The sequence below is a fragment of the Bacillus sp. AFS001701 genome (assembly GCF_002559405.1).
Taxonomy (GTDB): domain Bacteria; phylum Bacillota; class Bacilli; order Bacillales; family Bacillaceae_G; genus Gottfriedia.
This window is the reverse complement of sequence record NZ_NTZO01000005.1, coordinates 1-15725: the sequence shown is the minus strand read 5'-3', so window position 1 is coordinate 15725 and position 15725 is coordinate 1. Positions and strand designations below refer to the sequence as shown.

At 35.2% G+C, this 15725-nt stretch carries 11 protein-coding genes; all 11 read left to right on the top strand.

From position 1 onward, the window contains the following. Nucleotides 1-275: 275 nt before the first annotated feature. The 11 genes from CN514_RS00445 to CN514_RS00395 all read left to right on the top strand — a co-directional run bounded on the left by CN514_RS00445 (nt 276) and on the right by CN514_RS00395 (nt 15435). On the top strand, nt 276-1193 hold the full coding sequence (locus CN514_RS00445; RefSeq protein WP_176525733.1) for an N-acetylglucosamine kinase: 918 nt from the start codon (nt 276-278) through the stop codon (nt 1191-1193). A 34-nt stretch (nt 1194-1227) separates the two neighbouring features. Beyond that, a complete protein-coding gene (locus CN514_RS00440) occupies nt 1228-2355 on the top strand; it encodes a MupG family TIM beta-alpha barrel fold protein (protein ID WP_098230866.1) in 1128 nt (375 codons plus the stop codon). Between the two features lie 26 nt (nt 2356-2381). Then, complete coding sequence (locus tag CN514_RS00435) at nt 2382-3749, top strand: nucleotidyltransferase family protein (protein ID WP_217993907.1); 1368 nt, start codon at nt 2382-2384, stop codon at nt 3747-3749. A 33-nt stretch (nt 3750-3782) separates the two neighbouring features. After that, nucleotides 3783-4499 carry an SIS domain-containing protein gene (locus CN514_RS00430; protein ID WP_098230863.1) on the top strand — a complete coding sequence of 239 codons (717 nt, stop codon included), beginning with the start codon at nt 3783-3785 and terminating at the stop codon, nt 4497-4499. Nucleotides 4500-4941: 442 nt separating this feature from the next. Then, a complete protein-coding gene (locus tag CN514_RS00425) occupies nt 4942-6882 on the top strand; it encodes a BglG family transcription antiterminator (protein ID WP_098230862.1) in 1941 nt (646 codons plus the stop codon). Between the two features lie 165 nt (nt 6883-7047). Next, nucleotides 7048-11349, top strand: a complete 4302-nt coding sequence (locus CN514_RS00420) for an InlB B-repeat-containing protein (protein WP_098230860.1) — start codon at nt 7048-7050, stop codon at nt 11347-11349. Between the two features lie 105 nt (nt 11350-11454). After that, a complete protein-coding gene (gene celB, locus CN514_RS00415; protein WP_098230859.1) occupies nt 11455-12759 on the top strand; it encodes a PTS cellobiose transporter subunit IIC in 1305 nt (434 codons plus the stop codon). A gap of 51 nt (nt 12760-12810) precedes the next feature. Beyond that, a complete protein-coding gene (locus CN514_RS00410; protein WP_098230857.1) occupies nt 12811-13326 on the top strand; it encodes an RDD family protein in 516 nt (171 codons plus the stop codon). A gap of 30 nt (nt 13327-13356) precedes the next feature. Beyond that, the gene (locus CN514_RS00405) at nt 13357-13665 is read left to right on the top strand and encodes a PTS sugar transporter subunit IIB (protein ID WP_098230856.1); all 309 of its coding nucleotides are present in this window, start codon (nt 13357-13359) and stop codon (nt 13663-13665) included. Nucleotides 13666-13807: 142 nt separating this feature from the next. Next, complete coding sequence (locus CN514_RS00400; RefSeq protein ID WP_097974004.1) at nt 13808-14119, top strand: PTS lactose/cellobiose transporter subunit IIA; 312 nt, start codon at nt 13808-13810, stop codon at nt 14117-14119. Further along, on the top strand, nt 14119-15435 hold the full coding sequence (locus CN514_RS00395; RefSeq protein WP_098230854.1) for a 6-phospho-beta-glucosidase: 1317 nt from the start codon (nt 14119-14121) through the stop codon (nt 15433-15435). Before CN514_RS00400 ends, CN514_RS00395 begins: the two co-directional genes overlap by 1 nt. Nucleotides 15436-15725 lie beyond the last annotated feature (290 nt).

Below are 15725 nucleotides of genomic sequence, written 5' to 3'. Positions count from 1 at the left end.
CTAGCTATAGGGTACTTTTTTTGTTTTTATTATTTCTCTAAGTCTAAACCTTGACGAGTTGTTCACATTGAATAAGTGGTTTTTTTCCTTTACATGAAGAAAATATCCACCTAGTAAATGAGATTTGTTTACTTTACAATTAATGCAACTATACATTCATAACAAATTTGAAAATTAAAATGAAATAAGAAACGAAACAGAACGAATTTAAAGCTATTTGTATAAGTTGATACGATGATAATTTATTAGCTTATGAAAGGATGGATCAACAAATAATGAATAGATTGATAATTGGAATGGATGGCGGAGGAACGAAAACGAGAGTTATGGTCAAAGAACGTCTAGATGGAGAAACGTTATTTGATCAAAATTTTGGCATGTCAAATTATAACAACATCGGTGTAGAGGGGCTTAGACCAGTATTTAGTGAAATATATGAAACGCTTGTTTCTTATTTTGGAGAGCGTTTACAAAGTGCGATTCTTGTACTAGGCTCTGCAGGAGTAGATCGACCGAAAGATATTGATATTTATTTGAATGCATTAAAAGAAAGTGGTTTTACTTGTCAGCTAGAAGTAGTGAATGATGCAGAAATTGCTCTTGTTGGTGGAAACGGAGATCGAAAAGATGCTTTAATGATTGCTGGAACAGGCTCTATTATTATGGGAGTAGACTCAAAAGGAAATATAATACGCTCAGGCGGATGGGGCGGATTAATAAGTGATGAGGGTGGCGGTTTCCAAATCGGTTTACATGCAATCGCGGCTATTATGAATGAGTACGACAAAGTAATTGCTCCTACCTCATTTACCGAAAAATTGCTAGCTCATTTTAAGATGAGTACTCCTGAAGATTTTATGGATTTATTATACTTGGAAGATACAATTCCGGTAGATAAAGTAGCTTCATGTACGCCAATTGTTTTAGAAGCTTGGGTTAAAGGTGACGAAGCTGCTCGTACAATTGTTGAAGGAGAACTAGATAAGTTGGTTCGTTTAGTCATCGGAATCAGCCGACAAATGGGTTCAATTAATTTCCGCCTATCTGTGGCAGGAAGTTTGTTGACGAAATCAGCTGAGTATTTCGATACGCTAAAGGAGAAGTTAAGTGTGGCTTTACCACAAGTTAAACTATCTGCACCTCTTTATGATCCAGTTTTCGGTGCCATCATTATTGGTGAAAAATACAAGTAATTCAAAATAAAAATAAAGGAATGGGCGATCGAATATGCGTGAAATAGGAATTAGTGTGTATCCCAACTTTTATCCTTTAGATCAAATCAAAGATTATTTGGAGAAGGCTAAATCATTAGGCTTTAAAAAGGTATTTGTTTCACTGATTTTAAATAATCATGGTTTTGAAGGTGCAATAAATGTAAATGCGGACACTTGGAATGAATTATTTAGTTATTGCAAGGAACTTAATATGACTGTGTCAGCTGATATGAATGATGAAGTTTTCAGTGAGTTGGGTTGTACATTAAACGACCTTACAGCATTACAGAATATGGGCATCACAAGGCTCCGCATCGATGGAGGGTTTACGAGTGAAGAAGTTGCGCTCCTATCAAAAAATAAACAGGGAATTCAAATAGAAGTAAATGCTTCAATGTCGTCTTCTAATAATCAAAATGGAAACGCTTTACGCGAATGCCGTGAGTTTTTAGAAACAATAGAACGAGAAGGAAATATCGGACAACTTACAGCTTGTCATAATTTTTTCCCTCTACCAGATACAGCATTGTCTTTAGAGGACATACGCTCAATTAATAATATGTTTGCTTTATTCGGTGTGCCAGTTGGAGGATTTGTTGCTTCGCAGCTTTCGCCTAACGATTTACACCATTTAGGTCATGGAGTTTGTACAATTGAAAAACACCGCTTCTTTCCTAGCCATATTGCCATGCTAGAGTTATTTGCAAATGGTTTTAATGATGTGTTAATTGGTGACTCATTTGCAGATTTTTCAGAGCTCAAAGAAATGGCTAGATGTTACAAACAAGATTATATAGAAATTCCAGTTGTTTTTAATCAATATGTTCCCGAACAGACAAAGGTGAAAATTAGTGAGCAGGTTCTTATTTCAAGAGTAGATCAACCAGCAAATCTTATTCGTGCAACTGATACAAGGGGAATGGAAGTACCTCATTGCTATTGTGCTCCGAGAGTGAAATATACAGTTTCTATTTTAAATAATCGAAGTGCACAATATGAGGGAGAGGTACAAATTTCATTAAAAGATTTAGGGCAATCCGTTGAACATAATGTCATTGGATTTATTCATCCTTTTGCATACGAATTAATGCCTTATTTATTAGCAGGCAAAAATAAATTTCGATTAGTTGAATATAAGTAAAAAAATTTTATAGTCGAGGTATTAGAATGGTAAAAAGTGCAGTAATTCTTGCGGCAGGCAAAGGGAGTAAAATGAATCCTTTCAACGCGGTTCGCTCCAAAACAGCAATAAAAATCGCTGGTAAACCATTAATACGTTATAATATTGAATCCATTGTAGCAATGGGAATAGAAGAGATTGTTGTTGTCGCTAATGAGGAACATCAAAGAGAGATTGAAAATCTTCTATTCGACATAGATCATGTTAAATTTGTTGTTGATCAATCAAATTTAGGAAGTGCAGAAAGTTTAGTAAAGGGAGTTGAGAAACTTTCAAGTACTAAGGAGTTTCTAGCTCTTTACGGTGATACGATCATCGAACAAAAGGATCTTGAACAGTTAGCTAATTCGAAAAAACCTACTGTTTTGTTAAAAAAATTAGAAGAGACATCAAGGAATTGGATCGGTGCGAGTATAAAGGAAGGATTTGTCCAGTCAATCGGTGCTCACTACCGTGGTGACAGTATTACCCATCAATTCGCAGGATTTCTTTTTGATGAGTCATTACTAGATGAAGTGAGAAGAACGCCCGATTATTTTCCGAATGTAAAAGTAGGAGTGGGTGTTCCGAAAGAACGATACGTCGAAGCTGCTCTTCTAAAATCACTTGAGAAAACAAAATTACAAGCGATTGAATGTAATGGCTATTTCTTTGATATTGATAAGCCTTGGCATATGTTAGAAGCGAATGAATATATGGTAAATCATTTTTGTAATGCAATAAAAGAGAATGAACTAGCAGAAGGTGCAACGATTTCTGAAAATGCAACCATTCATGGTCACGTAAAGCTTGGTAAGAATTCCTCAATAGGTGATCGAGTTGTCATTCACGGTAACCTAATTGTAGGTGATAATACAATCATAGATAATGGTGCGATTTTCAATGGCAATGCAGTTATTGGCGATCATACTGCCATACGTAATTATTGTATGATTTATGATGGAGTTGCAATTGGATCGCATTGTATATTCGACCATTGTGCAGAGTTCCTTGGCGGAATGGTAATGGATAAGGTCTATCTATATCACTATGGCGAGTTTTATGGTGCAATAGGCAGTCATACGGATATCGGTGCAGCAACGGTTTGTGGAACATTACGATTTGATGACGGTGAAACTGAGCACGTTGTAAATGGACGGAAAGAAATACCTTTACATTTTTCAAATGCAGCTTATCTTGGTGATTATTGTAGAACTGGTGTAAATACGATTATTATGCCAGGATGTAAAATAGGGGCTTATAGTGTGTTAGGAGCAGGTGCAATCATCGATAAAGATATTGAACAAAATAGTCTTGTTTTCGTAAAACAAGATTTAGTTATAAAAAAATGGAGTGAAAAGAAGTACGGTTGGTAATTTTATTAAATCAATAAAAGAAGGTATTCATTTATGGAGAATTATTTTAAGTTTGTGATGGCAAATCTCGAAAAACTATATACGACACAGAATCAAAACATTGACCATGCAGCAACTTGTATTTTTGAAGCCATTCAAAATGGTGGTCGCTTCCTTGTTACGGGTTCGGGGCATTCACATATGTTTGCAGAAGAATTTTATGTAAGAGCGGGTGGGTTTGCAGAAGTCTCTCCAATTTTGCCGAATGAGTTTTTTTTACATGACCATCCTTTAAAAAGTACTGTGATTGAACGAATAGAAGCTTATGCAAAGGTAATTTTTGATTTATACAAAATAAGCTCAAAGGATATTCTTGTGATTGCTTCCAATTCGGGAAGAAATGGAATGACTGTTGAACTTGCAAAAATGACACAGGAATGTGGTGCAAAGGTAATTGCTTTTACAAATCCAAGTCATCCAGAAGGCTCAAAATCAAGACATAGTAGCGGAAAATATCTTTGCGATTATAGTGATGTAGTCATAGATAATTGCACCGGACCTGGAGATGCTGCCTTTTATGTAGAAGAAGCAAATACAGGAATGGGGGCAACTTCCACAATGGCTGGAGCCTTTGTTGCTCAATCAATTTCTATATTATTAGCAAAAAAATATCATCAAGCTGGATTAAAACCACCTGTTTTTAAAAGCTCTAATGTAGATGGTGGAGATGAATGGAATAAAGAGTTGTTTGCTAAGTATTATGGTGTTTAATAGTTAATCGAATAACTACAAAAAAGGGCTTAAAAGATTTATCTTACTTTTTGGCTCGCTTTGCGTTCCCAGTTAATAGGAGCGCTTTTTCAAGTTTGAACGGATGAAAGTGTTAACCTCGTCTTACAGAATTTCTAATACATTGTTAAGAAATGCTTAAAACAAAAAAAAGACAAAATCCTTGCTCCTAGTGCTTTTATGCTAAGATAAGGATTTTTTTTGTATACAAAAGAATTAGAAACGATTGGTGCTAGTAAAATGTTCCTGTATTTCGCGGTAGGGCTTAGGACGTATTATTACATTGTAAGTAAATATGACATATGAACTAGGCGTGTTTGTTTTAAATTGCGAACTATATTGGAAAAATTCAAACTGTTAAATAGATTTACTGGAAAGTAAACTTAAAATACTAGATTAGGCATCTAGGGTGGTGAGGTAATGTATGCGAAGAGATTTAATTTTGCAATATTTGTATCAAAAAGGAAAATCACTAACTTCACAGGAACTTGAGTCAGAATTCGCTATTTCAAATCGTACATTGCGAAATGAATTGAAAGAGTTAAACGCGATTGGAGAAAAGTCCGGATTTGTGATTCAGAAAAAACGTGGTGAGGGCTATTTACTTTATGTAGAGAACCAAGAGTTGGTTCAAACATATATGAAAGAAATAGACGGGGCATTAGCACCAGATTTACCTCGCGTTCGGGTGAATAATATTATTATGCTTTTGCTTCAAACGACAGAGTTTCAAACGATCGATATGTTTGCTGATAGTCTAATGATTAGCAGATCGACAGTTTTTACCGACATGATTGAAGTTGAAAAGCAAGTAAGGATTTTTGATTTAAAAGTAGAAACAAAATCACGTTACGGAGTTCGTTTACTTGGGGATGAAACGAATTTTAGAAGAGCGTTTTCCTATTTCTTAAGTCAAAAAGAAACAGGATTATTAAAGAAGTCAAATTATCAAACTTTTGAGAAAGCGTTTCCGTTTGCGGAAATTCGAGCTGTTTTGAGTGAAGAAGTACAGAATAATCAACTGAAATTAAGTTATTTTGCACTTGAGAATATTTTAGTGCATATCCAAGTACTCTCGTTTCGAGTAACTCAACACAACTTTATCTTGCCTAATCAAGAAAAAAAGTTAGATGTTTCTCTAATCAAACCATCGTTTATGAATATAGCAAAGAGAATTTGTGAAATTCTTTCTGAGCTATATCATGTCGTATTACCAGAAAGTGAAATAATCTATTTAGCTGCTCATATAAGTGGTAAATCGAGTGTAGACGATATTGAGGAACATGAAAAAAATGACTTAAAACAAAAATTAAAGAATTGTTTAGAGAGATTAGATCAAACATTCTTAACTCAGTTTTCAGGTGATCAGCAACTTTTAAATACGATGATTATGCATATGTATCCATTGCTAAGAAGATTATATTTCAATTTAAAGCTTACGAATCCATTAATAGATGATGTATACAGTAGGTATTCAGATGTATTTATGATTGCTTTAAATTTTTCTGAAATGATTAAGGAAATATGGGGGTTCGAACTTTCTAGTGACGAAATGGGCTATATTACAATGCATTTAGCTGCTCACGTGGAAAGGGAGAAGCAAAAACAATTAAGTTCCTACAAAAAAATTCTACTATCGTACGGATTAGGAGCAGGATCGGCTGATTTAATGAAAATGAAACTTGAGACACTTTTTCAAGGGGCAATAATTGAGGTCGTTCTGTATAGTGAGCTTCAAACAGTAAATTTAGAAGAATATGATTTATTAGTTTCATCAACTTCGATTCCTTTTGACAAAATTTCAATTCCGTATATACAAGTAGCACCTATACTAACTGAAACGGATGTCCAAAGAATTCGACGTACGCTTACTAGATACCCAGCTAATAAAGTTAAAGAAGACGTACCAACACTTTTATCTTTATTTCATACAGATTTGTTTTATATAGAAGAAAGCAAAGAGTTGTTTGACTACAAAGCCTTTATTAAAGAAAAGGCAAAAAGCGTTGTTGAACTAGGATTTGCAGCACCTAACTATCCTGCTTTAGTTGTCGAACGAGAAGATAAAATATCGACGATACTGCAAAATGGAATTGCTGCGCCACATGCATTAAAAATGGTCGCGATTCAAGATTCAATCAGTGTGGTGATCTTTAAAAATCCGCCAACAATCGATGGGAAAATTGTACAAATCCTATTTTTAATTAATCTTCGTGCCGGAGACTTATTTTTACACAAAGAGTTAAGTCGATTATTTTTACACTTAATGGATCACCCCGAGACGAAGCAAAAGGTATTAAAATCAAATAATTTCAACGATTTTCAATATGAAATTTCAAAAATCTTGTTTCAATATGGTTCGTAACAGTTTAGCGATCATTCGTAATCAAATTAGGATGATCGCTAATAGAAACGAATCAACTTCATGTTATCATTTGTCCTTTTTAGATAATCTTGAAAACGGTTACTTATAAAAAAAGGGATCTTCGATTAGAAATTTAATTAAAAAAATTATTTTGGAGGAAGATAAATGAAAAGAAATAAATGGTTTTTAGGTAGAGCTTTACCGGCTTCAGTATTAGCAGCTTCAATGTTTGCAACTCCATTTAGTGGCGTTGTTGCTAAAGCAGCACCAACTATTTCAACTCAATCAGTAGCGCCGATTTCGACAGGCACTAAGATTTTTATGAATACTACACAAATCACTCATGCAAAACCAAGTGGATTAGACACAACAAAGCCAGTAAAATGGACAACCTCTGATCCATATGTTGCATATGTTGATACGATTGGTAACGCTAAAGGTGATTACAGCGGAAAGATTTTAGGTGCATCTGGTGGTTCTGCAATCATCACAGGAACTGGAGTAGATAACAATGGTAATGCAGCTACTGTAAACATTACAGTTTCTGTAATTGAGACTCAACATTCTACTAATCTTGAAAAGCTAGTTTACTATTACAACGCGGGAGATTCGAAAATTCCTGCAGCTCTTTCATCATCTAATTTGCAAACAACAAATATTCCAACTGCTCCATCAGGATCTAAGTTTCCTTCTAAAAACTATGTTGGCTATGTTAATGGAGAAAATGGCGTAAAATGGTTAGTTTCAAAGGATACACTAATTAAGTCAAACGGTAACGTGAACTTTGGTGATGAAAAAGATCATCCAGTAACTACTGGTATCGTATCCGATGCAATTACACTATATGATCCAAACTTAGCTCCGGCTGATCAAATTCAATTTTTACAAGGTGGAAGATATATTCCTCAAACTGGTGAAAATTCAGGCTCAGGAGTAGATAAAAACGGAAACCCAACTCAATTTAATGCCAAAGAAGTAATTACAAATATTATGCCTGATGGTAATAATGGACTTTGGATTCTAGGTGAAAAAGGAAACGCTACTCATATTGTAAGAAAGCAAATGTCTCTAATGGGCAAATCATTAGTTCAAGAAGAAATCTCTAGAAACTACGCAGATCGATTTGGATTCCAATCTGGTTCTATGAGTTTTGCTAATAAGGATAATATGATTAAAGCTCTTATGACTGCAGATAAAGATGCTATAAGCTCAATTTCTGATACGGATAATGATGGTTTATGGACAACGATGTACGCTTCAGGTGAGATTTGGAGATACAACTACATGAAAGAAAACTTTGGTGAAAAAGATGCTAGGACGATAGATGCTAAAGCTTCTGCTGTTCGTGCTGTTGAAGCCATCGTAACGCTTGGTTATGTATCTGGAACGCAGTTAAAGGTACCTTCAAAAGACAATGTTAACGATGTTGTTTATGTTGTTAACTCACTAGGTGGCAAAGTAACGACGATTGATGAAGGTAATAAGTGGCTTGCAGATAACGAAGGTAAACCGGTATTCGTTGATAATGAAGGAAATTATACGTTGGACACAACAGGAAAACCTGCTTCTGCTGGCTTCTTTGCTAGATCATATAAAGTAGAAGGCACCAACAATGGTTCTACGACTGCTGAAAGCAAATCATGGGATCAAGCTTGGCTTCAAAAAAGTGCAGGAACTACTAAAGATGTAAACGGGAATACAGTTAAATATTCTGTTCCAGGTAAAATCAGTGGTGGAACTGCTGGTATCAAGGCTTATGACACTGTTGCAGTACCGCCACGTTTAACGAATATTGTAAATGAACAAAATCCTAATTTAGACGATGCAACAAAAGCTTTAGACTCAAACAAAGTCTATTATAAAGCAACTACGTCTACAGACGAATTAGTAGGTCATTACTTTACATTAGACCTTGCTTATAACACTTTTAAAGATAGTGATCCTGAATTAGCGGCTCTTGTGAAAAATGATTTAATTAACCATACAAATGCAATGGTTTTAAACAACTATTATCAAGTAAGTGTTACTGGGGAGAACCCAATTGAATCTCGTTTCAATGGAACAGCACCTGGAGATGGATTAAATGCTCCTTCAGCTCCAACTAAATGGGCTAATTTAAATCCAGAATTCCTTGATGGTGTATCAAATGCATGGGGCAGAAATGATTACGAAGATGGTCCATTAAACGCAACATTGGCATTACAAATGCTTGTAGCTGCAAGAGATATGGGCGGTTATACGCCAACAGAAAAAGCTGCACTTGAAGCACAAGGTGTTGCAGTAATTTCTCCACTTGATTTTGCAAATGAATACAAAGTAATGAATGGTGTAAAAGCGTCTACAGCAGCTTCAGAGCACAATGATTATGAAACAAGATATCCAAAGTCTTATAACTCAACTTCATTACTTGATATGTCATTACAGTACCACTCAAGATATTTTGGTATTTCTGCTCATAACGGAGACGATATTGGCGTAAGTGGTGTATCTTACGAATCATACATGAACTATTCTGATGAAGAAGAAGCTGCACTTTCATACTACACATTATCTCACCATGCAGAGAAAATGAACGCTAAAGGGATCTTAGATGGTATGAACCAGTGGTGGTTCAATGAAAAGAGAGAGAAAAATCCATTTATGTCAACTTTCTACGCAGCTTCTCTAGGTGCATTGAAAGAAAAAGGATTTAGTATCGGAAGTTCAACGGTTGACCTTGCAGGTTCAACATGGCAAATGACACGTATACCAAATAACTTCATGAACTGGGATGTTCTTTCTGCAAACAGAAATGACGTAACGCATGTGACACCTGATTTAATGGTTGATCAATTAATTCCACGTGATGAAGTGATGATGTCTAAATACAATACAAATATTTTCGGAACGATGGACCGAAGAACAATTGATTCTGGTAACAGCTTATCAATGGAATCTTCAACTGTAACATCGATGCCTTATTGGTTAACTCAAAACCCTGAGGATGCTGCATATGTAGAAGATTTAGGATCAAAAGTTACTGCGCCAGTAAATAACGGAACAGAAAGTATTAACTATCCAATGAATGTAGCAGCTATGAATCCAAAGGCTAAATATAACGAAGACACACATACATTTACGATTAATGTTGGTGACTCTGTTAAATTGGATGCAAAAACAACAGGATATACGAACAATGTATCTTGGTTAACGAATTCTTGGGATTTAGCTGGATATAGCAATGGATTACCAACGCAAATCAATGCTGATTCAAATGTATCTCAAGTTCTTGATTTAAGAACTTTAGCAGCTTACGGTGAAGTTGGAAATGTAAATGCGGCAGGGATTAGTGTAGATGGTGTGCACTATGGTTCATACGCAACAGCTTTAAGACCAGGAACTAGTACAGTTACGGGCTATGTGATCGACGGATTCTTTAGAACACCGAAAAAAATCACTTACACAATCAAAGTTGTTGATCCAATGAAGTCAGCTGAAAAAATTGCTCCTACTGAGCTAGACAAGAACTCATTTGCATACCCAACTTGGTTAAAAGATGCAATGGCTGAAAAAGGATTAAATACAGATGGAAACAAATATGTAGATGTTAGTTACGAATCATCTTCACCAGACGATGTTGCTGTTGATGCGGATGGAAAAGTAACGTACAACACTGATAAACCAGCTAACATCACTGCGACGGTTGTATATTCTGGAATGACATTGAACGGAGATCCACAATTTGCAAATGATAGCCACGTGATGACGTTTGTACGCACAGTATCTAAAGATGCAAAACAAACAGTATCATTTGATTCACAAGGTGGATCTGCAGTAGATCCAGTAATTGCAACATACAATGAAGCGATTACATCTCCAACACCAACAAAAACAGGTTATACATTCCTTGGTTGGTATAAAGATGCTTCATGTACACAAGCATGGAACTTTGCAACTGATAAAGTAACAGAATCTACTACTCTTTACGCTAAATGGGGTATTGGCAAATTCACAGTTACATTTAACAGTAAAGGTGGATCTAAAGTAGCTACTATAACAGGAAACTATGATTCTATCATTGCGAAACCAGCTAACCCAACGAAAAAAGGATTTGTCTTTGCTGGATGGTACAAAGATGCAGGACTTAAAACTGCATGGAACTTTGCAACAGATAAAGTAACAGCAAATACAACACTTTATGCAAAATGGGATGTTGCTAAAGCAACAGGATTAAAGGCAACAAAAGCAAGTACTACTTCAATTAAAGTAAATTGGACAGGCGTAAGTGGTGTTTCTGGTTATGAAATCGTTCGTGCAACAAAAAGCGATTTCTCTGATCAAACAACAAAAACAACAACAACTGGAACATTTACTGCAACAGGATTAGTTAAAGGTAAAACGTACTACTTTAAAGTTCGTGCTTTCACTCTTGATGGAAAAGTTAAAGTTTACGGTAGTTACACAACTGTTATTAAATTCAAACTTTAAATCTTAAATTTAAAAAAGAAATAAATTCTAAAAGGGATCTTGGTATATGGTGAATTACTGAACTGAATTACCAAGATCCTAATTCCTTTGAGAGGGGATATCGAAATGAACAGCAGCTTTTTTGAAAAAAAATTCTTACCGATCGCTTCGAAAATAGGTAATCAAAGACACTTACTTGCTTTGCGTGACGGTATTATGTTTGCCATGCCACTAATGATCATTGGTTCATTTTTCATTATCGTAGCTTGGTTAGAAGCAGATTGGTATCAAAACTTCATGTCAAAAGTATTTGGTGAAAATTGGAATGCTTTTGGAGATATCGTTTATAACGGTTCAATGGGGATTATCGCATTAGTTGCAGTATTTGGCGTAGCGTATTCTTTAGCAAGTAGTTATAAGGTCGATAAAAAGAATATTGATGGAGTTCCAGCTGGGGTATTAGCATTAGCAAGTTATTTAATTGTTAATATTATGAGCACTTTCAAAGATGGTAAGGAAACAGTATCAGCATGGTCACCTGATCTTTTTGGTGCACAATACTTGTTTGTTGGATTAATCATTGCAATTATTACTGCTGAAATTTATCGTTACTTCTTACAAAAGAAGATCATCATCACTTTACCAGATACTGTGCCACCAACAGTTTCACGTTCATTTACGGCTCTTATTCCTGGCTTTGTGATTATCCTTTTCTTCTTACTAGTTCGATACGGATTTAGTCATACTGGTTGGGGAGATTTTGCAACGTTTGTTCATAAAGTTGTGACACAACCATTTACTATTTTAGGTTCAACTTATGTTGGTACACTTGTCGCATGTTTAATGGAACACCTTTTATGGAGTTTTGGTATCCACGGTTCATCAATCATTACGTCTGTTATGGAACCAATTTGGATAACAAATGCAGATGCAAACTTAGAAGCACTTAAAGCAGGTAAAACGTTACCACATATCATTACGTATACATTCTATGAGAATGGAATTTGGATGGGTGGTTCTGGTGCTACTTTACCAGTTGCAATCTATATGACATTTTTAGCGAAGTCAAAACTTCTTAAGAAGGTAGGACGTCTAGCAATTGGGCCATCTATCTTTAACGTTAATGAGCCAATTATGTTTGGTGTTCCGATTGTTTTAAATCCATTTTTAATGATTCCTTATATTCTAGCTCCTATAGCAGTATTAACAGTAACGTACTTTGGTACGGCAATGGGAATTTTCCCACATACAACTGGAACAATCATCCCATGGACAACACCATATTTCATAAGTGGTTATCTAATGACGGGCGGAAAGATTATGGGTGTAGTCATGCAATTGGTAGCTTTTGCAGTGGCTTCGATCATTTGGTTCCCATTCATTCGAATTTGGGATAAGAAAAATTTAGAAATGGAGAAAGCAAGTAAATAATTCTCCCAAGCAAATAGATGGATAATTGATTAGAAGAAGGGACTAAAACTTATGGAAAATCGACAAAAAATTATCACTTCGTTTCGATTAAAAAGAATCGGAGCCTTTGTCATTGATGCAATAATTGTTTCAATTATCTTGTCAATTGTGTATCGAATCACAGGACTTCCAAACTTTCCAGGAGTTCTAGCAAATATGATTGAGCTTCAAAAATCAACTGCTAGTCAAGATGCAGCTGTAAAGGTAATGGCTCTTTTTAATGAAGCATTTCTCCAATCACTTATAATCTATTTTTGTTATGACGTCTTAACAACCTTATTGTTAAGAGGATCGACAATTGGAAAGAAGATCTTTCGATTGAAGTTAACACGTATTAATAATAAAAAGGGAATACTTCCTTATGTATTACTAGTGATTGTTAGAAGTTTCTTTAAATTTTTGACGATGTTTATTTTTCAAGGTCTTCCGTTCTTTTTATCAGTTATTAGCATGTTTGCTAATAAAAAATCATTAGCTGTTCACGATCGAATCGGTCGATTTGTTGTTATAAATAAGAATGAAATATAAAAAAACTTACTAAAGAAAGAGGAAATCATCATGAATATCTTACTTTGCTGTGCTGCAGGCATGTCAACAAGTTTAATCGTTTCTAAAATGGAAAAAGTTGCTGAATCAAAAGGGATTTCAGCACGCATTTGGGCAGTTTCTGAATCAGTTGTTCGCTCAGAAGTCGATGAAGCTGATGTGTTATTGTTAGGTCCACAAGTACGCTTCCTTTTAGAAGAAATGGAAGAAATCTGTGAAGAGAAAAACATTCCAGTTGAAGTAATTAATATGATGAATTACGGCATGTGTGATGGTGAAGCAATCCTAGAGCAAGCTATCAAATTAATTGAAAATAAGTAGTAATTGTTAAAGAAGTGACTTTTCTGATCTTTACTCAAGAAAAATACGATGAATACCTTTTAGGTTTATAACTTTGAAAATTAATAACCATGGGGTTATGACGATAAAAAAATTTTATTAACAAAGAGAGGAGGTCAGTTTTATGGTAAAAAATGAAACGGAAATTTTCACACTGATTCTTCATGGTGGAAATGGTCGAAGTGCTGCAATGGAAGCGATTCAAGCAGCAAAAAAACAAGACTTCGATTTAGCTCGCAAGAAATTGAAAGAATCAGGTGATGCTTTAAATGAGGCACACCATATTCAAACAACGCTTATTCAATCAGAAATTGGTGGCACTCCAACGGAGATTTCACTTTTAATGATTCATGCTCAAGATCACTTAATGAATGCAATGACTGTAAAAGACTTGGCAAAAGAGTTCGTTGACATGTATGAAAGGGGCCTAAAGTAATGTCAAAGAAATTTAAAATCGTTACAATAGGTGGGGGCTCAAGTTATACGCCAGAATTAGTTGAGGGAATTATTAAGCGTTATGAACAAATCCCAGTAACTGAGCTTTGGCTTGTTGATGTAGAAGCTGGTCGCGAAAAGTTAGAAACAGTTGGTGCACTAGCAAAGCGTATGGTCAAAAAAGCTGGAGTATCAATGGAGATTCATCTTTCGTATGATCGTCGTGAGGCCTTAAAAGATGCTGATTTTGTTACAACACAGCTTCGTGTTGGACAACTGGCTGCACGTGCACTTGATGAAAGAATTCCACTTAAACATGGGGTAATTGGTCAAGAAACAAACGGTGCAGGTGGATTGTTTAAAGCCTTACGTACAATTCCTGTTATTTTGGATATTTGTAAAGAAGTTGAGGAGCTATGTCCAGATGCTTGGATTCTTAACTTTACAAACCCTGCAGGTATGGTTACAGAAGCAGCATTAAGATATTCAAATATTAAGAGATTCATTGGTCTTTGCAATATACCGATCGGAATGGAAATGGGTGTTGCAAAACTATTAAATGTAGATCATTCACGTGTACGTATTGATTTTGCTGGTCTAAATCATATGGTATATGGTACAGAGGTATATTTAGACGGGGTTAGTGTAAAAGAGCAAGTACTTGAAATGATTATGGATCCTGCTAATGCTAGTTTTGTAAAAAATATAGATGCTGAAGAATGGGCACCTGAATTCCTAAAAGCAGTCAATGTCATTCCTTGTTCTTATCACCATTACTATTACAAAACATCTGAAATGCTTGAAAGAGCATTAAAAGATTTTGAATCGAATGAAACGCGTGCAGAAGTCGTGCAAAAAATTGAAGCTTCTCTTTTTGAAAAATATAAAGATGAAGCGCTAGATATAAAACCACCTGAGTTAGAAAAACGTGGTGGAGCTTACTATTCCGATGCAGCTTGTCGTTTAATTTCATCTATATATAATGATACGAGAGATATCCAACCATTAAACACGATGAACAAGGGAGCTATTTCAGGCTTACCGTATGACGGTGCAGTAGAAGTTAGCTGCGTCATCACAAAAGATGGCCCAATTCCACTGACAATCGGGGAATTACCAGTTCCAGTTCGAGGACTAATTCAAACGATTAAATCTTTCGAACAAACAGCAATTGAGGCTGCTGTAGAAGGAAGTCGCGAAAAAGCAATTCTTGCATTGACGATTAACCCACTTGTAGCAAATGATAAAGTAGCTGTAGCGATCGTTGACGAAATGCTAGAAGCTCATAAAGAATATTTACCAAGGTTTTTTAAATAAAACAAATGTTTAGGGCAGTAATCCATTGGGATGCTGCCTTTTTATTTTTTTAACTCTTTTAATAAAGATATTCTGATATTTTAATAGAACCACTACCTTACTTCGGGCTAGGCTAATTAGTTGTCGAATAAACACTTCAAAAGACTTAGCTTATCCTTTGAAATGTTAAAAAAATTCTATGATTATATATCTAGATAAATAATTATGTCTAGAACTTTAAATCTATAAAAAAAGGAACTAAAACGATAATTTTTTACATAAATTTACATATTTTTATTAAAAACACAAAG